Origin of the sequence: Allobosea sp. (genome assembly GCF_017308075.1) — a bacterium.
GTDB lineage: Bacteria > Pseudomonadota > Alphaproteobacteria > Rhizobiales > Beijerinckiaceae > Allobosea.
On the sequence record NZ_JAFKFX010000005.1, the window covers coordinates 1 to 19,108 of the forward strand.

At 62.3% G+C, this 19,108-nt stretch carries 17 protein-coding genes; 4 read left to right on the plus strand and 13 right to left on the minus strand.

All coding sequences use genetic code 11. The annotated features are described in order from the left end of the window. Positions 1–522 precede the first annotated feature (522 nt). From J0J10_RS00160 to J0J10_RS00165, 3 genes are all read right to left on the minus strand, one after another. Positions 523–2,718 carry a DUF5906 domain-containing protein gene (locus J0J10_RS00160; RefSeq protein ID WP_291644280.1) on the minus strand — a complete coding sequence of 732 codons (2,196 nt, stop codon included), beginning with the start codon at positions 2,716–2,718 and terminating at the stop codon, positions 523–525. 179 nt (positions 2,719–2,897) lie between these two features. Continuing rightward, a complete protein-coding gene (locus J0J10_RS26980) occupies positions 2,898–3,095 on the minus strand; it encodes a helix-turn-helix transcriptional regulator (protein ID WP_366824576.1) in 198 nt (65 codons plus the stop codon). An 84-nt stretch (positions 3,096–3,179) separates the two neighbouring features. Next, on the minus strand, positions 3,180–3,758 hold the full coding sequence (locus J0J10_RS00165) for a hypothetical protein (protein WP_291644282.1): 579 nt from the start codon (positions 3,756–3,758) through the stop codon (positions 3,180–3,182). A gap of 139 nt (positions 3,759–3,897) precedes the next feature. Here J0J10_RS00165 and J0J10_RS00170 point away from each other — a divergent pair, with 139 nt between their 5' ends. Then, on the plus strand, positions 3,898–4,518 hold the full coding sequence (locus J0J10_RS00170; protein ID WP_291644283.1) for a hypothetical protein: 621 nt from the start codon (positions 3,898–3,900) through the stop codon (positions 4,516–4,518). A 741-nt stretch (positions 4,519–5,259) separates the two neighbouring features. Here J0J10_RS00170 and J0J10_RS00175 read toward each other — a convergent pair. Beyond that, the gene (locus tag J0J10_RS00175) at positions 5,260–6,003 is read right to left on the minus strand and encodes an aspartate/glutamate racemase family protein (RefSeq protein ID WP_291644285.1); all 744 of its coding nucleotides are present in this window, start codon (positions 6,001–6,003) and stop codon (positions 5,260–5,262) included. A 323-nt stretch (positions 6,004–6,326) separates the two neighbouring features. On the opposite strand from J0J10_RS00175, the gene J0J10_RS00180 reads away from it, so the two are divergent. Next, a complete protein-coding gene (locus J0J10_RS00180; RefSeq protein ID WP_291644287.1) occupies positions 6,327–6,980 on the plus strand; it encodes a helix-turn-helix domain-containing protein in 654 nt (217 codons plus the stop codon). A gap of 128 nt (positions 6,981–7,108) precedes the next feature. On the opposite strand, the gene J0J10_RS00185 is transcribed toward J0J10_RS00180, so the two are convergent. The 7 genes from J0J10_RS00185 to J0J10_RS00215 form a co-directional block, all read right to left on the minus strand. Further along, positions 7,109–8,380, minus strand: a complete 1,272-nt coding sequence (locus tag J0J10_RS00185; protein WP_291644289.1) for an NAD(P)/FAD-dependent oxidoreductase — start codon at positions 8,378–8,380, stop codon at positions 7,109–7,111. Between the two features lie 80 nt (positions 8,381–8,460). Further along, complete coding sequence (locus J0J10_RS00190; protein ID WP_291644291.1) at positions 8,461–9,168, minus strand: ABC transporter ATP-binding protein; 708 nt, start codon at positions 9,166–9,168, stop codon at positions 8,461–8,463. Then, on the minus strand, positions 9,155–10,918 hold the full coding sequence (locus J0J10_RS00195) for a branched-chain amino acid ABC transporter ATP-binding protein/permease (protein WP_291644293.1): 1,764 nt from the start codon (positions 10,916–10,918) through the stop codon (positions 9,155–9,157). The genes J0J10_RS00190 and J0J10_RS00195 overlap by 14 nt, the downstream gene beginning before the upstream one ends. 2 nt (positions 10,919–10,920) lie before the next feature. Next, positions 10,921–11,865 carry a branched-chain amino acid ABC transporter permease gene (locus J0J10_RS00200; protein WP_291644295.1) on the minus strand — a complete coding sequence of 315 codons (945 nt, stop codon included), beginning with the start codon at positions 11,863–11,865 and terminating at the stop codon, positions 10,921–10,923. 73 nt (positions 11,866–11,938) lie between these two features. Then, positions 11,939–13,183: an ABC transporter substrate-binding protein gene (locus J0J10_RS00205; protein ID WP_291644297.1), complete on the minus strand. Its 1,245-nt coding sequence runs from the start codon at positions 13,181–13,183 to the stop codon at positions 11,939–11,941. Between the two features lie 39 nt (positions 13,184–13,222). After that, complete coding sequence (locus J0J10_RS00210; protein WP_291644298.1) at positions 13,223–14,176, minus strand: membrane dipeptidase; 954 nt, start codon at positions 14,174–14,176, stop codon at positions 13,223–13,225. Between the two features lie 117 nt (positions 14,177–14,293). After that, positions 14,294–14,509 carry a hypothetical protein gene (locus tag J0J10_RS00215; RefSeq protein ID WP_291644300.1) on the minus strand — a complete coding sequence of 72 codons (216 nt, stop codon included), beginning with the start codon at positions 14,507–14,509 and terminating at the stop codon, positions 14,294–14,296. 116 nt (positions 14,510–14,625) lie between these two features. Between J0J10_RS00215 and J0J10_RS00220 the strand changes: the two genes are divergently transcribed. After that, positions 14,626–14,844 carry a Rossmann-fold NAD(P)-binding domain-containing protein gene (locus J0J10_RS00220; RefSeq protein WP_291644302.1) on the plus strand — a complete coding sequence of 73 codons (219 nt, stop codon included), beginning with the start codon at positions 14,626–14,628 and terminating at the stop codon, positions 14,842–14,844. A gap of 69 nt (positions 14,845–14,913) precedes the next feature. On the opposite strand, the gene J0J10_RS00225 is transcribed toward J0J10_RS00220, so the two are convergent. Together J0J10_RS00225 and J0J10_RS00235 are read right to left on the minus strand one after the other, a co-directional pair. After that, positions 14,914–16,094, minus strand: a protein-coding gene (locus J0J10_RS00225) for an IS3 family transposase (RefSeq protein WP_291644304.1) whose coding sequence is annotated in 2 segments (ribosomal slippage) — positions 14,914–15,830 and positions 15,830–16,094 — 1,182 coding nt in all. Because the reading frame shifts where the segments join, the coding sequence is not laid out codon by codon here. A 739-nt stretch (positions 16,095–16,833) separates the two neighbouring features. Next, positions 16,834–18,009, minus strand: a complete 1,176-nt coding sequence (locus J0J10_RS00235; protein ID WP_291644306.1) for a tyrosine-type recombinase/integrase — start codon at positions 18,007–18,009, stop codon at positions 16,834–16,836. 301 nt (positions 18,010–18,310) lie between these two features. Here J0J10_RS00235 and J0J10_RS00240 point away from each other — a divergent pair, with 301 nt between their 5' ends. Then, positions 18,311–18,961 carry a hypothetical protein gene (locus tag J0J10_RS00240; RefSeq protein WP_291644308.1) on the plus strand — a complete coding sequence of 217 codons (651 nt, stop codon included), beginning with the start codon at positions 18,311–18,313 and terminating at the stop codon, positions 18,959–18,961. The last annotated feature ends 147 nt before the right edge of the window (positions 18,962–19,108 follow it).

The window sequence follows — 19,108 nt, forward strand, 5'->3', positions numbered from 1 at the left end:
AAACCGGCGAGATCATCGCCTGATCAATCCCGGCAGCGGATATGGCAAGGGCCCCGATCGGGGCCCTTGCCATATCCGCCGCTCCACGACGCCAGTGGCCTACTTTTGCTCCGCCACCCTGGCCTGGAATCCGACCGCCGTTGACACGAATGCCGCATGCCCGAGCATGATTTACCTTCGGTCAGCTATGGGGTGCCGGGCTCAAAATCTGACATCTAATGGCCGCTGCCCAATGAGGAAAGTTCCAGACGCCGATCAGGATAATCGGGGACCGATCGGGATCGAGTAGCCGTATGATTTCTTTCAGATAATCCCGCCTATCCTGTTTAGACCGATCAAGTCGCTCTAGCCTCTGGCCGGCTCTTCTTCATGGGCAGAGGCTGCCTCTGGCCTAGGCGAGCTTCCCGGCGGATAATTAGGCTGATCGGGATGGATGCGGTTTTCTCCCGCACCGCCAGAGGTTTACGCTATCCTGATCCCTCCTCCTGACCGGGACTAGACGGGCAGATCAGGATAGCATTGTCACCCCGGAAATTCGGACCAGTCGCCCTCGTCAGGCCAAGCCACCTGCAACCCAAGTGACTGCGCCCATGCCTCGCGGGCCTCAGCAAGGGGCGGAAGGGGCCACACCCACTTCTGACCGACGCCCCGGACGGTCAACTTGCGCCGAACCACCCCCATCAACTTTAAGGCCTCGGCCATCCGACGCTCGCCTGGATCACTCGCAACGATCCGGTTTTCGATTGCCCAGCGGATCAGAGGACGGAGCATCACCACCAATTCTGCGTCGTGCGCCGCGCGCTCCACACCGGGCGCAACGCCACCCCATAGCATCTCGCGTACGATGGCATCTGCACCGGAGAGCCCTGCGAGCTTCTGGTCGGAAAGCTCGCGGGTTTGCGGGATGCTAGCCCTTGGGTGCCAGCCGGTCAGGTCGATGGCGAGGAGATCGTGCAGCATCGCCGCCAGCCCGCCGCTCTCCATCTCCGCGAAAAGCGCGTCAAAATATGCCCTGTCGTTCTTGCGATGGTCTGACACACAGAAAGCTGCAAAGCGCCGTTCTCCCGGTGCGGCAGGAATCACCCAGTCGTTGTTCGACGCGATGATGATGTGCAGGTAATTGGGCTGGTTCGTCGCGTCCACTCCCTTCGGCTCGATGAAGAGACTTGGCTCAGTCACCATTCCCTTCAACTGCGAAGAACTGCGGCGACTATCCCAGTCGACCTCATCTGCGAATAACAACACGCAGTCGCGGAGGTGGACGTTGAACCGGCTGTCCAGCACCGCCGCCCCCTGCGTCTTGATGCCATGCTGACCGAATATCTGCATCATGGCCCGCCCGAATGCTCCCTTGCCGGTCCCGAGGCCGCCTCGGAACACGAGCGCTGTCTCGGCGGGGCTGCCCGGCTGCTGCACGGCATAGGCTGCCCACTTCGTGATGTATTCGGCGCTGGCGGCATCGCCCGAGGCGAGAACATCGCGGATGTGTGACTGCATCAGGGACCAGTCGCCTGGGACAGGTTGCACAGCAAATCCGGTCCAGAGGTTGAGCTGGTCGCCGTCAAGCACGTCTGCCCCACCCGGCAGGAAGGTCAGAGTCTTGTGCTGGCGGCGCTGCGGGTTGCTTTTCCACCACTTGCCAAGCGGCATATGAATGTCTTTGCCGTCCTTGTTCGTGCCGACCTTCTTCTGACGGTGATCATACCGGTTGCCAAAGTCCTCAAAGGACTGGAAGGCGACGTAGCCACGTCCGTCCGGGGTCGGGATACGCTCCATGATCCGGCACTTGCCCGAGGTGCCCATTGTCTCGATTACGACATGACGAGCGTTCAGCTCGGCAAGCTCTGGGTCGATGGCCTCGACCCGCGCCCGTGCGATCTGGCGCGCCGCGTATTCCCGCGGCTTTGGCTGGTCTAGCACGTTGCCGCTGACCGCATAGTCCGGGTCAAGGATTACGGCTGCGATGACGTCGTCAGTGCAGCCCGCTCGCACCAGATCGCAGAGGACAGCCCAGAGGCATTCAGACCGGCTCGGGTACTTGGCGGGGTCGTCAGGGTCGCCCCCATTTACGATCAGCATCTTGGTTCGGGAAGAAACCGCCGCTGGGAGATCATCAAGACTTCCCAGCTTGGGCAGATCGTCAGGTAAGGTCGCACGCTTGGCCCCCCGGCTACTGCTAGTGGCCGGCGTCACGTCCGCCCGAGGGAAGTCTGAAACTCGGAGCCGGCGCTGCCAGTCTGCCCATGCGAGGCGGGTTGGAGCGTCCACGCGCCCGCGCCACCGCTTCTTCCCGCCGGCAACGTTCACGGTTCCGGGCAGGCGCATGATGCGGCTAACATCTACTGTGGGCGCGTCGCCGTCTAAAAGCCCGGCGATTACACGGTTCAGACCCTCAGCAAGTTCAGGCTGCACATCCTCGTCATCGTGCAGCCGCCAGAAGCACTGGAACCCCCCGCCGCTGTCCACGATGGCTGTAGGGCTGGGCAGCGAGACGGGCCAGCCCTCCCCGTCAACGACAAGCCTACGAATGCGTTCCCGCTCGGCTTCCGTATGTGCCGCGAAAGCCGCTAGCTGTTCCGGCGTCGGGGCCGCTGTCGGCCAGCCGCCATCAGGTACCCGGGCGTCAATATCAACGTGGAGCCCCCGGACTCGGGTGACCTCCTCCTTCTTGGCCTTCCGGTTTGTGTTGAGCGACAGGTCGTTGACCGAGAAGTACAAGTTTAACCTACCCACCCTTTCCCCGGCCCAGGCAGCAAGCGCAGCAAGGTCGGTGAACGTCCGGGTCTCAGTCTTGCCACCGTCTCGCGGGATTGCCGTAGGCCACCACGGGCCATTCTCCGACCATTCGCGAAGGAATGCTGTCAGATCGTCCAATCCCTCGTGGTTCGGCCGACCGATCATCCGGCAGCCCTCGCCTCGGCTCGCGTGGCGATCCAGCCCGCGACTTCGCGCTCAAGCCAAGCAACCTTGTTGGCGCAAAGGCGAAGCTGCTGCGGAAATGCTCCCTGTCGGATTAGCTTGTAGATCGTGGGTTTGGAGAGGCGGGTGCGCACGGCAACCTCCTCGATCGTCAGCAATGTGTCAGTAGTTGGCATCGAGGAATCTCCAGATACGTTGGCATCTGGGGAGAGGCTAGCGGGGACTCTGGCTCCTAGTCGGAGCGGTAAAGGGGGCCGATTTCAGCCGGCATTCCCGCTACTGCGAAGCTGGGTGTCCACCGCCCGCATCAATTCCGTTCGGTCTGGCGGATTGCCGAGCGTCGCTCGGGCAATGGCCTCGGACGGCAGTGCCGCCAGCAGGGCGTCCATCACAAAGGTAAGCATCGGATACGGTTTGTTTCGGTTCGTCTCCCGAAAGATGTTGCCCCGGCTCCATTCGTTACCGCGATCCACCCAGATCTGCGCTGCTTCGCGCACGGCTTCTCGGAAGCCCGGCTCCCGGACCTTATTCCCGCTCTGACCACGTCCTAACTGGGCCGCCTGAAATGCTGCGAGGCCAACGTCAAGATCGTGCGGGTCCACGGATAAAGAAAGCTCGTCACCGTCCGCTTCACCACTGTCAGGAGATATCATCCGGGCAAGTTCGAAGGAGACTGCGGCTCTCTCCTCAATGTCGAGCTTGTCCCACGCCTCTATGAATTTCAGCAGGGCCTTCCTCTCCGCACGCACCTTTTGGAAGGCAAGCCGCTCGAAGTTGAGCGGGCCTGCGGCGAGATATGCGCGGCGGATGCGGGCGATTTCCTCTCCACTTAGCCCCATCGCTCGTCCATCTCGCCAGCTCCGTTCAGCGCGCCGCAGTGCGCAAACCAAAAAATGACACCTATCAATATTGCCATCTTGCATTCGACCCTGAGATGCAGATATATGGCATTATTGACACCCACCAAGGAAGAGAGCCATGACCGACTATGACGTGCCTACCCTGAGCGGCCTCGACTATGATCCGCAGAATTTTCGAGACACTTATGAGACCGATTTCGGTGCCGAACTTTGGACCTACCTTAGGCGCCCAGACAACCTCGTGAGAATGGTTACAGCCACCTATCTGGATCGCGCCGCAGTCGAGCCGCTTGCGCCGGGGCTGCTGCGCACATTCGGTCCTGAAGTGGCCGAAGACCGTATCAAGCAAATGATCGGGCACATGACGCGGCAGATCATGACTGCTATGGGCTACAAGATTGATCGCAACGGCCTGCGCATCACCCGCGAGAGCATGTTCACCACCGCGACGCGCTACCGCAAGGACGAAGCCCGCAACCGGTCGATGACGATCACGCCTGAGCAGCGTCGCGCCTGGCTCGAAAAGACTGCCAACAGCCCGTTCAACATCTGGTTCGCGGGCAAGGTAAATCGTGCAGACGGCTCGCTCGACCTCGACAAGCTCTACGAGGTCGCGCGGCAATATGACGTCGAGAAGGACTACCGGCATCTCAACCCGGGACAGCAGCGGATGAATATCGGTATCGCGCTACGCCGCAAGGTGCCGGTGGCAGATTACCGCCAAGACCCTACATCGTAGAGTTATTGGCCTGAGACCGTTGTTCAGGCCCGCTGGGACGAATTGGATAGCCCGCGATTTCCGCGGCACCCATCGACGCGGGAGAATGAAGACTATGACTGCGGTGGGGCTTCACGACGGGTACGTTGATTCTCTCTCTTCCTGGCGGCCTGCGATCGGCCGATTCATGGGCGGATTAAGAAATCCAACTTCGCAGGACTGCGGGATTGGACCGCCACCACGCCTGAAGCCTGAGAGCGGCTTCCAGCGCCTCAACAATATCGTCTAGCTGGGATGCCAGCGGAAGTTGAGTGTCCAAACAAGGCGTGTCGATCACGATGCCCAGCAGCCGACCAGCAGGTCGCAGATACACCCCTATACCCGCCGACGATTGAAAAGCCGCTGTAGGGGCGTGGAATCTGCTCCATTCGGCTGTCCCAGTTGCTAGAGCCGGCGAGGCCATGGATTGACCGGAAGAAAATCGGGCGGGTTGCCGAGTGTTGCGCGACGCAGTGTTGCGCGACGCATCATAAGGCGATCCACGGGCGCAGCGCCTCTACCTCGCTCCCGTTGAAGGTCGTGGTCGCGATCTCGCGCAGAACAACCCTGGCTTCGGCGGCTTGAGGAGTGTCGGGGCTCGATCAGCCAGCCAGCCGTGTTCGTCTTGGTGAACGTTATCCACCCGTCTCGATCGGGTGGTGGATCAACATGAGCACGCCGGAAGCCCCGGTGTCGTCATCAGTACCGAAAACGACTGGAATCCTACAAGTGTCCAGAATATCGGCGTCGGACGATCGCTCCGTGCATGTAGTTGATCATCGTGTTGAAGTCGAAGACGGGTCGGTCTACGGCTTCCTGAACCGCGCGCGCATAGGGAGGTAAGTCACTGCATTCGAGCAGGATCGCCCCGGTCTCCGGTGCTTGACCGATCAGGTCCCGGGCGACGGCAACGACCTCCGCTTCGATCGCGGCACTGTCCAAAGTGCCTTTTTCCTCGAGGATCGCGCTTCGGAATTCCGGCTGCGTTTCCATCCCCGCGATCGATTTCGGTATCGAGGGCGAGATCCCGAGCAGGTCGAAATGCTCGGCCCGCAGCAATGACGCGTTCGCGGTAATGATCCCCACCGGCTTGCCGGTCGCCGCATGGATGAACGGCACCTGCATCAGGCTCGACAGAAAAACCGGGATCTCGACGGCCCCAGCCACCTGGCGTTGGAACAGCGCCATGAAGCCGCATGCGCCTGTTATCGCGCGCACGCCCCGGCGCTCCAGTTCTCTAGCCGCCTCGACGAAGGGCTCCGCGAGAGCCGGATCGCGCTGGGTAAGCAGACGTTCGATCGATGCCCCCCGCACCTCCTGATAGCAGACAGGAAAGTCGTAGGTCGTCGCGTTGCCGACATTGCCGGGCACGCAGGGATATGCGGCATCGAGAATAAGGATGCCGATGGGCTGCCCGTACCAGGATTGGCTCTTCGTACGAACACTATAGGCCGTCACGATCGTCATCTCCGCATCAATTAAATCAATTTCGTATAGCAATATTTATTAGTCAATCGGAAACTAAGTTGGCGATAAATGTCGTGACTGCGATCGTAGAAGTGGCCCTGCCTGTGGGCTTTGCCGGCGGAGCATGCACTCGAAGGGCTGGTCCAACGACCGATCACCGGCGACGGCCGGAGAATTCCGCCGGAAATTAGCAGTGCATGCCACTTTCTTATAGTGGACACCGGCGATTGTAAGAACGAGACTGGACTTGCCGATATGCATCTCGGATGGCTGAGATGCCCAATTCGGTTGCAGTGTAAAAACGCCCGGGGATCTCTGCAATCATGGCCAAAGCCAAGAGGAAACAAGCGGACGCGGAAGACGCGAGTCGGAACGACGATCGCCCATCTTCTGGAAGCCGTGGTGAACTGGGCGACAGATTGCGCAGTATCCGCCGGAAGCGGGGGTGGACGCTGGACCAGGCGAGCGGAGCGACGGGCGTTGCGCGCTCGACGCTGTCGAAGATCGAAAACGGCACCATGTCGCCGACCTTTGATCTGATCCAGAAGCTGGCTCAGGGGTTGTCGGTCGATCTCGTCCAGCTTTTCGGCGGGGGAGCTGCCGCTGGGGCGCCGGGGCGCCGTAGCCTGATGCTGCACAACAACGGCCCCGTGCTCGAAAGCTCGACCTACTCGCACGCCCTGCTGGCCGCGGACCTCTCCAAGAAGCGCATGCTTCCGTTTTTATCCCGCATCAAGGCCCGCTCTTTAGGCGACTTTTCCGAGATGAATCGCCATCAAGGCGATGTCTTCCTTTATGTCGTCAACGGCGAGATCGAGTTCTATTCGGAATATTATTCGCCGGTGAAGATGTCTTCCGGGCAAAGTATCTATTTCGACGGACAGATGGAGCACGCGCTGGTCTCCATATCGCAGAGCGATGCCGAAGTGCTCTGGGTTTGCGACAACTGGTCGGGACAGAACGACATCGACGTCTGAGGGGGTATCGCGCGAGCTGGCGATCAGTCGAGCTCGCGACCGGATGAGCGCGTCGACCGATCAGGACGCGCTTTCGAGATGCCAAGCGTTTCCCCCGCTCGCCAACATCGCCCGAATCCTATGGGCGATCACGAGCGAACCGCATGCGTCAGGATCGCACCGGTTTCGTAGTAGGCGGCTTTGGCAACCGTGAATTGCTCGGCATATGAGCCGATTGGCTCTACCGGAAGCCCGGCAGCATCGCCGGTCAGCAGCGCTGTGGCCGCGCTCGTGCCGAACACGGTTCCAGGAGCGATTCCACGTCCGGAATATCCGAAGCAGGCATAGGCATTAGGGCCGAAGGCCACGACTTTCGGGATGTGATCCTTTGTCATCGCGATGCGACCGCGCCAGGCATGCGAGAACCCGGTCCCCTGCAGCGCCGGAAACAGAGAGGCGAGCTTGCGTCTGGCCCAGGCGTGGTGGATCCTCGATCCAGGTCCATCGCTGTTCCCAACGCCCCCGACGATCAGGCGGCCGGCCTTGTCGGTCCGGAACGACGACATCACCATCGCCGTATCCCAGCACCCCTCGCCGCCGGAGAGGATCGTCTCGCGCTGTCGCTCGGGCAGCGGTTCCGTGGCGAACTGGCAATAGCTGACAGGGGTGAACTGGGGAGCGAAAGGCCCGTCGAACTGGCGCTGATAGGCGTTCGTGGCAAGCAGGACCGCTTGCGCGCGCACGGTATGGCCATTCGCCACGGCCATCCACTGGCCATCCCGGTAACGGAGAGAGGCAACGGCGGTCCTGGCATGTATGGCGGCGCCCGATGCCCTGGCCGCACGCGCGAGCCCGCGACAATAGCTCAAGGGCTGGACGGTGCCGGCTCGCGCATCCCAAAGGCTGCCGAAATAAGCTGGCGTGCCCGTGCGTCGCGCCGTTTCGGTCTCGTCGCACAGCTTTAGGGGCGCTCCATACAAAACACCTTGCCGATGACGCTCCTGAAGTTCGCCGACCGCCGCTCTGGAGTGCGCCAGATGCAACGTCCCGTTGCGAACGGCGTCGCATGCGATCCCTTCCGCCTCAATGATGGAAAACACTCGCTGCGGTCCGTCGCCCAGGATCTGGATCAGGCGGCGGCCCGCCTCGAGCCCCATCTTCTCAGTCACCTCGTCGGGCGGAAGCCAGAGGCCCGCGTTGACGAGCCCGACGTTGCGGCCCGATCCACCATGCGCGATGGCCTCGGCCTCGAGCACGCAAACCGACGCTCCCCTGCGCGCGGCCTCCAGAGCAGCCGCGCAACCTGTGAAGCCGCCTCCGACGACCAGGAGATCGACTGCGAGATGCTGCGAAAGCGGGGGAGCATCGACGTGCTCCAGCGAGCTGTTGCGCCACAGGATTGCCTGATCTTCCGAAGTCATGAGCTCATACCGATACAAGCCGCTCCGCGGCCGATGACGAATTCAGGAGATGGGCGACTCCCGCCGAGGTCGACTCCGCCTCATGTGCCGAAGTAGGCTTCCTCGATGGCCCCGCTCCTGACGATCGCCTCCCGCTCGCCCGAGGCGGTGATCTGCCCGGAGGCGATGACGACGCATTTGTTGCAGGAGGCCAGCGTCTCGGAGAGGCGCTGCTCGGCGATGAGCACGGTCAGGCCGAAGGTCCTGCCCAGCTTGACGATGCTCGCGAAGATCTCAGTGACGATCTTCGGGGCCAGCCCCATCGACGGCTCGTCCAGCAGCAGCAGCTTTGGGTCCATCATCAGGCCACGCCCGATCGCCACCATCTGCTGCTCTCCGCCAGACATGGTGCCTGCGAGCTGTCCGCGACGCTCCGCCAGGCGCGGGAAGAGATCGTAGACGAATGCGAGGCGCTCCTCGCGCGACTTTCCGGCCGGCAGCGTGGTCGCTCCGAGCGACAGGTTCTCCGCGACGGTCAATTCGCCGAACACCTGCCGCCCTTCGGGCACATGCGCGAGACCGAGGCCGGGACGCCGATGCGGCGCCATCGCGGTGATGTCGGTGCCATTGAACACCACCTTGCCCTTCGCGATCTGCAGGGATCCCGATATGGCGCGCAGCAACGTCGTCTTGCCGGCGCCATTGGGGCCGACGACACCGAGAATGTCTCCCGCATCGACGCGCAGGGAAACGTCGCGGATCGCATCGGCACCGCCGTAGCCCGCGGAAAGATTGTCACATGTCAGCATGGGCGAGCGTGTCCGTTCCCAGATAGGCGGCCTTGACCTCCGGATCGGCAAGAACATCGTCCGGCAGTCCGTTGGCGATGATCTCGCCATGGTCGAGGACGATGATCCGATCGACGAATTTTCTCAGCGCAGGGACGGTATGGTCGATGATAATGACCGTGAACCCGGCCTTGCCCAACTCGGTCAGCAGGTCGGACATCACGATGATCTCACTGCTCGCGACCCCCGCGAATGGCTCGTCCAGCAGGATCAGACGGGGGCTGGCCGCAAGGGCGCGCGCAAGTTCGACCAGCCGGAGTTCGAAATTGCTGAGCTGCTCTGTTTCCGCGCCGAGTTTGGAGCCGAGCTGCAACTCGCCGGCCATACGCGTGGTGATCTGGAACGCCTGCTCGAGCCCGAGTTTCGAGGCCAAGCACCCGACCAGGACATTCTCGAAGACCGTCATCTCGGGAAATGGTCGAGCCACCTGGAAGGTTCGTCCAATGCCGAGCCGCGCGATAGCGTCGGGCTTCTGCCCGATCAGTTGCCGGCCGTCGAACACGGCCCTTCCTCCGCTCGGCTTCACAAAGCCGCTGAGCACGTTGAACAGTGTCGTCTTGCCTGCTCCGTTGGGCCCGACGACCCCGATGATCTCGCCCTTCTTCGCATCGAACGAGACGCCGCGCAGAGCATAGTTTCCGCCGAACCGGACGGCGATGTCCGAGCATTCGAACAGGACCTGCTGAGAGACCTGATGCGAGCCGCCTTGCCAGAGCGAGCCGCTGGCTCCTGCCTGCTGGGCCGAGGGAATTTTGGAGACGATCCTGTCGGTGCCGCGCGACTTGAAGCTTCGCACCAGCCCGGCCGGCATGAACAGCATCACCGCGATGATCGCCGCGCCCAGCATGACGCCCTGGACGCCGGGCAGCGCGGCGCCGAACTCGGCATAGAGAATCTCGGTCAAAGGAACGAGCACGGCTGCGCCCAGGAGCGGCCCCCAGACGGTGCCGACGCCGCCGAACATCGAGATGATCAAGGCCTGCGCGGAGACATGCATACCCAAGACGCTGTGGGGTGTCACGACGAGCATGACGAGGCAGTAGAGCCCGCCGGCGAGGCCGGCCAGACCGGCGCTGATGGCGATGGCAACCATTCGCAGCCGGAAGGCGGAGAGGCCGGAAGCCTCGGCGGCCGCCTCGTTCTGGCGCAGCGCCTGCAAAGCCAATCCGAACCTGCTCTTCTGCAGGCACAGCGCCAGGGCCACCGCGAGGAGCAGCATGCTGATGTTCACGAGCGTCAGGACGCGCGGATCGCCGAACTGCAGGTGGAAGCCGGCATTCTCCCGTCGCAGCGGCAGGGCAACTTCCTGAAGGCCCAGCCATTCGGCGCAGTACATCGCCGAAATCGGAAAGGTCAGCATGGCGAGCGCGAAATAGTGGCCGCGCAGGCCGAACGTGATCCTGCCAATGACGAGCGCGGCGGCAATCGCGACCAGGCAGCCAACCGGAATTCCGACGAGCGGGGTCACATCGAGCTTCGTCGCCATCAGCGCTGTCGTATAGGCGCCGAGGCCGAAGAAGATCGCATGGCCGAACGACACCATGCCGGACAGCCCGCTGAAGACATTCCAGCCGACGGCGAACAGCGCCCAGATGGCGACCAGCGAGACGATCAACTGATAATAGGCGCTGCTGACGAAGAACGCCGCCAGCAGGAGCCCGACCGCAGCAACGCAGAGCGCCACGACATCGTTGCGAGACCAGCTGAACATCGTCAGAGCCTCGCCGCGTTGTTGCCGAAGAAGCCCTGCGGACGCAGCACGAGCAGGGTCAGGAAGATCAGGAAGACCAGCACATTCTGCAGTTGCAGCGGCACGATAAGGGACGCCATCTGCTGGATCACGCCGATGGTGAGCCCGCCCCAGAAGGCGCCGATGAACGAGCCCATCCCACCGAGCACGACACCGGCATAGAGGACGATGATGAACTCGAAGCCGACGAAGGGGCCGACGGGGTAGAAGGTGGCCATGAGCACGCCCACAAGCGCGGTGATGCCGCAGCTCAACCCGAAGGCAATGCCGTAATGTCGATCGACGTCGATGCCGACATAGGTCGCGGCCGTGGGCTTGTCGGCCGCGCCGCGCATGCGCGCGCCGAGATCGGTCTTGCGCAGGAATTGGTACATCAAGAACACGACGGCCACGACGATGATGGTGACGATCACGCGCCCCTTGTTGACGAATATCATCAGGTCGTTTGTCCCGAGCGCCCAAGCTTGGGACGAGATGTCGGACGTGATCGACTGCGGGCGCGAACCGAACATCATCAGAAAGACGTTCTGAAGCAGCAGCGAAATGCCGAGCGTGACGATCAACTGCGCCTGGTGGCCGCCGTCACGCGTCGTCTCGATCACCTTCATGCCGCTGACATGGCTCAACAGCATCTTGTGCAGGAAGACGCCAAAGCAGAAGAAGACGGGAAACGCCAGAATAGCGGCGACCAGCGCCAGCGCGAATGAATTGAACTGCAGGAACGACGCGAGAAAGAGAACCAGCATCACGCCGAAATACATGCCGGCGGTAATGAACTCGCCTTGGGCGAAGTTCACGACGCGCATGATGCCGAACACCAGGCTCAGTGCCGCGCACAGCGCGCCGTAGACGCAGCCCATGGCGATGGCTGGCACCAGCTGCTGCAGGAAAGCTTCGATATCTGCCATTTTGATGGGTCTGCCGAGGGTCCGAAAAGCAACGGCCGGACGCGCCTGCGTGGCGTGTCCGGCAGTGGATCGATCACGCCTTCTTCCAGATCGCCTTGGCGACTGCGTCGGAACTCGGCCCGATCACGACCGGAACGCCGTTCTGCCACTGCAGGACGACCATCGGCGAGCCGACGCGGCGGCCTGCCGCATCGAACTTCATCGTCCCACCGACGAAGTAGCGCGCCGCCGAGGCGCCGCCGCTCAGGTCGGTCTGGCGCAGTGCCGTGGACACGGCCGCCTTCTCCGCGATCTTGGCGCGCTCCAGCGCATCCTTGAGCAGCCAGACCTGGCCATAGGTGGAAATGAAATCCTCAGTCAGCCAAGGCTCGCCGGCGCGCTTGCGCAGGCCCTCGGTCATCTCTTTGATTTGCACGCCTTCCCAGTTGCCGACGACGACGACCATGCCCTCGACGAGATTGGGCTTGATGTTGGCCACCACCTCCGGCGAGCCGTTCTGCGGCGCGACGGTCACGATCGGGATTTGCGCGCCGCCGAGCTGGAACTCCTGCAGCTTCTCGATGATGACTTTGAGGTCCGGAATCGTCGTGGCGTAAACTAGCAAGATATCCGGCCGGGCGCGGCGGACCTTCTGCGCGATGGAGGTCGCATCGGTGAGAGGCGGCGTGTAGGTCTCGTCGACGACCAGCTCGAGCGCGTTCGCTGCGACGACCTTCTCGCGGATCGCCTTCATCACGGACTGGGCCGGCAGCGAGCTGTCGGCTATCGCCGCCAGTCGCTTGGGCCGCGCGCCGGTGGCTTGCTGGGCGAGGTTTATAACCGCCGGAATGGCATCTTTGGCCAGCGCGCTGGACACCGGCGCGGTCTGGTAGATGTGCTTGAAATCGCGCGCGGTCAGCAGGTCCGAATAAGAGTAGGTCATCCACGGCAGCCCGGCACGCTCGGAAATCTCCGTGGCGGCAAGCGTGAAAGAGCTCAGCCAGGCGCCGAGACCGGCGACGAGGCTCGGCTCTTCGGACAGGACGCGCTGAGCGGCGCTCTTGGCGCGCTCGGGGCTGTCGCCGGCATCGGCCACGACGACTTCCAGCTTCGCGCCGCCCAGCGCCGCGATGCCGCCGGCTGCATTGACATCGGCCACGGCGAGTTCGGCGCCTTTGCGCATTAGGGCGCCGGAGCGGGCATTAGGCCCGGACAAGGGCGTCAGCAACAGGAACTTGATCGACTGTCCCTGCGCCAGCGCAGGCACCATGCCAAGGCCGAGAGCCGTGTTGAATGCGATGGAGCCGGACAGGAAGTCTCTACGGTCGATTTTGAACATGGCTAACCCCTCGTTTATTTTATGTTACCTTTAAGATGCTTACTGAGCCCAGGTCGATTTCAGGAATTCGTACCAGTTCCTTCCAACCACGTTCTCGATGACGCGCGAATTCAGGCCGGCTTTCGCTAGCGCATCGAGCATGTTCGGGTAGCAATCCAGGCGCTCGAGCCCTTTCAGCACCGGGACATCGGCGAAGCTGGTCAGGCGGCGACCATAGCCCTTGTCGACCGCGATCATCTCGAACCAGTCCGGCCCCCAGCCCTGCGCGATATCGGTGCCGATGCCGATGCGCTCGTCACCGGCGATGTTCACGACATGCGCGACGGCGGCTGCGAAATCATGAACATCCGACTCGATTCCGCGCGCCAGGAAATGCGGCACGCTGGCGACACCGCAGAAGCCGCCCTTGTCGATGATGTAGCGGATCTCCGCATCGGTCTTGTTGCGCGGATGATCCTTCAGCGCCCTCGGGCAGCAATGCGAATAGGCGACCGGCCGCGAGGAATAGTCGATCACGTCGCGGGCGGTCACCGAGCCGACATGGCTGAGATCGACCACGATGCGGTTCTCGTGTAGAGCGTCGACGAGGTCGCCTCCGAAGTCGGTCAAGCCCCGATCGGTAGACTCGTAGCAGCCGCAGCCCGCCGTGTTCGCAGTGTTGTAGGTTAGCTGAACGATCCGGAGCCCAAGCTCGGCGAAAGTGTTCACATGCGGAAGGTAGTCTCCGAAGCCGGTGCTGTTCTGCCAGCCGATGATAATGCCGACCTTGCTCGAGGCCTTGGCCGCGTCGATGTCCGCTACGGAATAGATCTGCATCGCAATGTCGGAATTGTCGCGGATCAGCTTCTTCAGGTCCGCCACATTCTTCATCGTCGACGGAAAGTCGTCCCAGACGCAGGTCGTGCAGTTCGCTGCCGTCAGACCGCCTTTCTGCATCTGAAGAAGCAGTTCACGATCCAGATTGGATACAACCAGGCCGTCGATGATCATCATGCTTCGTCCCCCCGTAATCATGTCGTGCGTCGCGATCAGCCCCTCGCTGCCCGCGGCCCCATGCCGGACAATGTCCAGATGCGTCTCGAGAGAGTGGACTTTAGAGTTTCATAGAAGTCAATATGCTACGATCGGAAACTTCCAATCGATTCTGCTTTTCGTCGCAACGACCTTGCTGGTGACGGTAGAACGCCTTGCCGCCGCTCGCACGAGCTGAATCTGCGGCAAGATGCTGTTCTGGCGCAGATTCTCGGCCTCTGCTTCCCCGTTCGCGCCTTGCGAGCGGCGGTCATGGAATCGGGCGGCGCAGAGCTTGCCGAACTGGAGATTCATGCGAGCTTTGAGACGGAATTTCGCGCAAAGGAAATTTCACATCCTATAGACACCACGCCGATGTCGCCGGCCTCGTCAATCCGCGGAGATCGGCCAGCCGCACGAGGAGATTCCCGATGATCCGGATTACGCTCGCTGGGGGCGCGGGCTGGGTTGGCAAAGCGCTCCTCCCGGCTATCTCAGCTGCCCCCGCCCTTGAACTCGTTGCCGGTGTTTCACGCAAATCGGCCGGGCTGGACCTCGGAGCTGCTGCAGGCCTCCCAGCGAACCGGCTTCCGGTTTTCGCGACGGTGACGGATGCGCTCGCCTTTCCATCCGACGTCTTGATAGATTAAACTCTGCCCGACAGCGTCAAACTGAATACGCTTGCTGATCCGCCCCCGCCGAGAGGTCCATGGGGATTGTTAGTGGACGGTTGGCCTCGGCGCCAGCGCGGGCGGCGTAGCCGGTCTGGATAGCGCAGCCGCCCGCGCGGTCATGGCGGGCACGAAGACTTCCGGAGCCGGCGGCTTGTAGCCGAGCGAGCCGTGCGGGCGCACCGTGTTGAAGTGGCGCCGCCAGCTTTCGATGACGATCTTCGCTTCAGCGAGGGTATAGAAGATCTCGCCGTCGAGAAGCTCGTCGCGGAGTCTGGCATTGAACGACTCGATGAAGCCGTTCTCCCAGGGGCTGCCGGGCGCGATGTAGGCGGTCTTCGCGCCAACTGCGCCGATCCAGGCCTGCACAGCCTTGGCGACGAATTCGGGGCCGTTATCTGAACGAACATGCTCCGGCACGCCGCGCAGGATGAACAGGTCCGAGAGCACGTCGATGACGTCGGCCGCCTTCAGCCTTCGGTCGATGCGGATCGCCAGGCATTCATGGGTGAACTCGTCGATGATGTTCAGCATGCGAAACTTTCTCCCGTCATGGGTGCGGTCCTCGACGAAGTCATAGGACCAGACGTGGTTGGGCCGCTCGGCACGTAGGCGGATGCAGGATCCGTCCGCGAGCCAGAGGCGGCCGCGTTTGGGTTGTCGTGCCGGAACCTTGAGCCCCTCGCGTCGCCAGATCCGCTCGACCCGCTTGTCGTTCACGACCCAGCCCGCCGTCGAACGCAGCAGCGCGGCGATCTTGCGATAGCCGTAGCGGCCGTAGCGACGGACCAGTTCGACCATGTCGGCGATGAGTTGCTCCTCATCGTCGCGGCCGCGCGGGATCCGGCGCTGGGTCGAGCGGTGCTGCCCGAGCACGCGGCAGACCCGCCGCTCCGATACCTTCAGAGCGAGCCGGACATGGTCGATGCAGGCACGGCGACGCGCGGGGCTCAGTAGTTTCCCGACGCCGCCTCCTTCAGGATCAGCTTGTCGAGCGTCAGGTCGGCAACGGCGCGCCGGAGCCGGGCGTTCTCGGCCTCGAGCTCCTTCATCCGCCTCACCTGATCCGTCTTCAGGCCGCCGAACTCGCGGCGCCAGCGATAGTAACTAACCTCCGTAACCCCGATCGAACGGATCGCGTCGGCAACGGATTGGCCCTGCGAGACCAGCACATCGACCTGGCGTAGCTTCGCGACGATCTCTTCGGGCTTGTGGCGCTTCTTCGGCATCTCGGTCCTCCTGTCTGCCAAAAGACATACTTCAGGGTGGACCAATTCAACGGGGGTGGATCACATGTGGTGGTCGACACTCAGGAATAAGCGCGTGCGATTATGATGAAATCGACCTGACCGCCAAGACGTGTGGGGTCGGAGTGCTAGCCGTTGGCAACTTCTCCATCACTGCGACGCTGCTCCGCCGCGTCGCGCGCAAAGCGATCAAATACGTTCCGGATGTCGAGATCATCGACTATGCCTCGCCGTCAAAGCCGCCCCCCCCCTCCGGCACGGCTCGGGAACTGACCGAGACTCTTGGGGGTGCTCTGTTGGGCCTCGATCAGGCTTTTCCGAACGACATCCTCGATGCTCTCATAATCAAGCAGGAAGCCTTGCGATGGATTTGTGAGATGCGTGAACCGTATTCTTGCACGCGGCGTTAGCCCCTACGACACCACTGCGCGCGGGAGGGTCAGCAAACGAGACAAGGAGGCGGCGCCGCTCGATGACCGTGCTACCAAAGGCGTGCTGGGCCGCTGGTCAGAGCTAATCGAAAAAGGCCATCCGTTCTACAACGAGCTTCATACGGCACTGAACCAGCTGTGTGACCGGTACGGCAAGAAGCCAAACGGCCTTTGCCGCGTCTCGGTTGTGAGCACCGACCCTGCCGAGAGCGGAGTCCACACATCAGCAACCAACTCCTCGGCCGCTGCCCTGTCATGCGCTGCGCGAATGCGCTTTGCTTTCTGCTCGGTCAACTCCAGTGTTTCCCCCACAGTTCCAGTGCCGTGCGCTTCTCGGTGAGGTAGCTGTACCGGTTGTACGTTCCCGCGACTCCCTCGATCGCATGGCCCAGAACGCGCTCGATGTGCTCCTGCGGGATGCCGAGGCGCGCCATGTGCGTTGCAGCAGAGCGGCGCAGGTCATGCAGCGTCCAGCCTTCGATCTTCGACAGTTTGTCGAGCCGGGCCTTGGCCTTCGAGAAGCCTGACACCGGTCGCCGGCCAGCCGTAGTTGAAAACAGGTAATCGCCACCGCTCCACCTCGGCAGAGCTTCAACGATCAACCGCGCCGGAGTCGAGAACGGCACGACCTGCGGCCGATCGGTCTTGTAATGGTCAGCCGGAACCTCGAAGGCCGCTTGCTCAGGCAGCAGCCATCCCCTCTGCATCTCGGCCACCTCCGCCCGGCGCTGGGCAGTCAAGATCAGCAGCCGGACCATGTGCCCGAAGGGATAGCCCATCTTTCCAGCAGCCTCCCATACAGCCTTGAGCTCGGTCATCGACAAGACCCGCTCACGGGGCGAATAAGCCAACTCCGGGCGACGCATTCCGGCGACAGGGCTGGCGGCGAGAAGCCCGCGATCCACCGCCCAATTGAACAGCTTTGTGACGTGTTTGCGAACCTCACGCGCCGGGCCAATGCCATGCTTCATCGCGATATCATCGAGCAGCTCATGCGCCGTCGCCCGATCTATCGTGTCGATCGGCTTTCCCCGCCATGCCGGAACGATGAGCGTATTCAGCAGCCGCTCGGTGTCGCGCCACTTTACGGTATGCGCCTTGGAGTGAAGCTCGACGAACCGGGCGCATATTACCTCAAAGGCCCGCTCGCCCTTTTGCCGAGCGTCATCCCGCTTCTTGTCGGCCGGGTCATCGCCCCGATCGGCCAAGTCGAGCGCTGCGCGGGCCTGTTCACGAGCCTTCTTCAGATCGATCAATGGATAGGTGCCCAGGGTCATCCGGCGCAGCGCACCCCGGTTTCCCCCTTCGCCTCGGCCTGCCACCCGATACATCACCGACCAGCTCTTCTTGCCCGCCTCGGTGATGCGTACGGCGAGGCCGGGCGTCAGCGTGTCGAAAATTTCCAGCCGCTTGCCGGCCTCGGGGCCGAACTTCTGGACGGCAATCTCCGTCAGTTTCTTCTTCACACTGGCCTCCCGGGGTAATGCGCGGGTAACGGATTGGAGGGCTATTCCCCGTTACGCGCCGATACCATAGGAGACCGATATAGACCTCAACATGATGAACTTAAAGAGATATCGAATACGTCCGGAACCCGACAAAGACCCGCAGATATCGGAGGCTCGCTTCTTGGTAATGGAGAGGTCGAGAGTTCAATCCTCTCTCGCAGCACCAGCCCATCCCCTTGAAATCATTGAAGCGCTTGACCCGCCCGGGCTTCCGTCCATTCTGACGTTACAAAACTCGTAACAAATCAGGCGGCGCGGCATGGCCGGGAAGGTCCAGTATCTACTCAATCGAGACGGCCGCTTCTTCGCCCGGCTCGTCATACCGAAAGAGCTTCGTCCGTTCATGAACGGCAGGACAGAGCTGCGCACTGCACTCGGCCCTGACTACCGGACCGCCGTGAAAAGGCTCTCTGGCGCCGTCGCCCTGCTTCAGCACGAGATCGCACTCGCGGAGCGTCGCGCCGTCGGGGCTGGCGAGCGCAAGGTCACCGTGGGTAGATATTCCCTCGCCGTCGATCAGATTGCCCTTCGGAACTATCAGTGGCTACTTGCATTCGACGACGAGCTCCGGAACCGGGATCCTCGATACGCCTCTGTCGGCATCGACGACCTGCTGGTCGCAAAGCTCAGAGACGGCATGGCTGGGCGCCTGGCGGACGGTGAGTTGGCGGAATTGGTCGGGGAGCGCATCGAGCGCTATCGCCGGCTCGGCAATACGACCTCTATCCTCGGCACGGACGAATGGCGCACCTTGGCTTGTGGCATCTGCGTGTCCGAATATGAAGCTCTGGCTCGCGCTGCCGAGCGCGATGAAGGGGACTTCACTGGCAAGCCGGCGCATCCCTTGATCGCTCAGGCGACGCCAGAACCTGACCAGATGTCCGCCGTCAGCGCCCTTGAGACGGTTTAGGGGTTTTCGGGAAGGGAGGATTTCTGGATCATCGCAGCCATTCAGGAGCGCAGATGAGACAGAACCGAAGGACCGCGGCAGCGAACTCCGGGCCGGAGAAAGCACCGGCAGAGCAGGTCGTGAAGGACATCCGGCGAGCGACCCGCC

Coding starts and splice junctions, on each gene's coding strand:
- J0J10_RS00220 (WP_291644302.1), top strand. CDS start 14,626: ATGATCCGGATTACGCTCGCTGGGGGCGCGGGCTGGGTTGGCAAAGCG.
- J0J10_RS00165 (WP_291644282.1), bottom strand. CDS start 3,758: ATGGGGCTAAGTGGAGAGGAAATCGCCCGCATCCGCCGCGCATATCTC.
- J0J10_RS00175 (WP_291644285.1), bottom strand. CDS start 6,003: ATGACGATCGTGACGGCCTATAGTGTTCGTACGAAGAGCCAATCCTGG.
- J0J10_RS00170 (WP_291644283.1), top strand. CDS start 3,898: ATGACCGACTATGACGTGCCTACCCTGAGCGGCCTCGACTATGATCCG.
- J0J10_RS00200 (WP_291644295.1), bottom strand. CDS start 11,865: ATGGCAGATATCGAAGCTTTCCTGCAGCAGCTGGTGCCAGCCATCGCC.
- J0J10_RS00210 (WP_291644298.1), bottom strand. CDS start 14,176: ATGATGATCATCGACGGCCTGGTTGTATCCAATCTGGATCGTGAACTG.
- J0J10_RS00240 (WP_291644308.1), top strand. CDS start 18,311: ATGGCCGGGAAGGTCCAGTATCTACTCAATCGAGACGGCCGCTTCTTC.
- J0J10_RS00180 (WP_291644287.1), top strand. CDS start 6,327: ATGGCCAAAGCCAAGAGGAAACAAGCGGACGCGGAAGACGCGAGTCGG.
- J0J10_RS00205 (WP_291644297.1), bottom strand. CDS start 13,183: ATGTTCAAAATCGACCGTAGAGACTTCCTGTCCGGCTCCATCGCATTC.
- J0J10_RS00195 (WP_291644293.1), bottom strand. CDS start 10,918: ATGTTCAGCTGGTCTCGCAACGATGTCGTGGCGCTCTGCGTTGCTGCG.
- J0J10_RS00215 (WP_291644300.1), bottom strand. CDS start 14,509: ATGAATCTCCAGTTCGGCAAGCTCTGCGCCGCCCGATTCCATGACCGC.
- J0J10_RS00190 (WP_291644291.1), bottom strand. CDS start 9,168: ATGCTGACATGTGACAATCTTTCCGCGGGCTACGGCGGTGCCGATGCG.
- J0J10_RS00185 (WP_291644289.1), bottom strand. CDS start 8,380: ATGACTTCGGAAGATCAGGCAATCCTGTGGCGCAACAGCTCGCTGGAG.
- J0J10_RS26980 (WP_366824576.1), bottom strand. CDS start 3,095: ATGCCAACTACTGACACATTGCTGACGATCGAGGAGGTTGCCGTGCGC.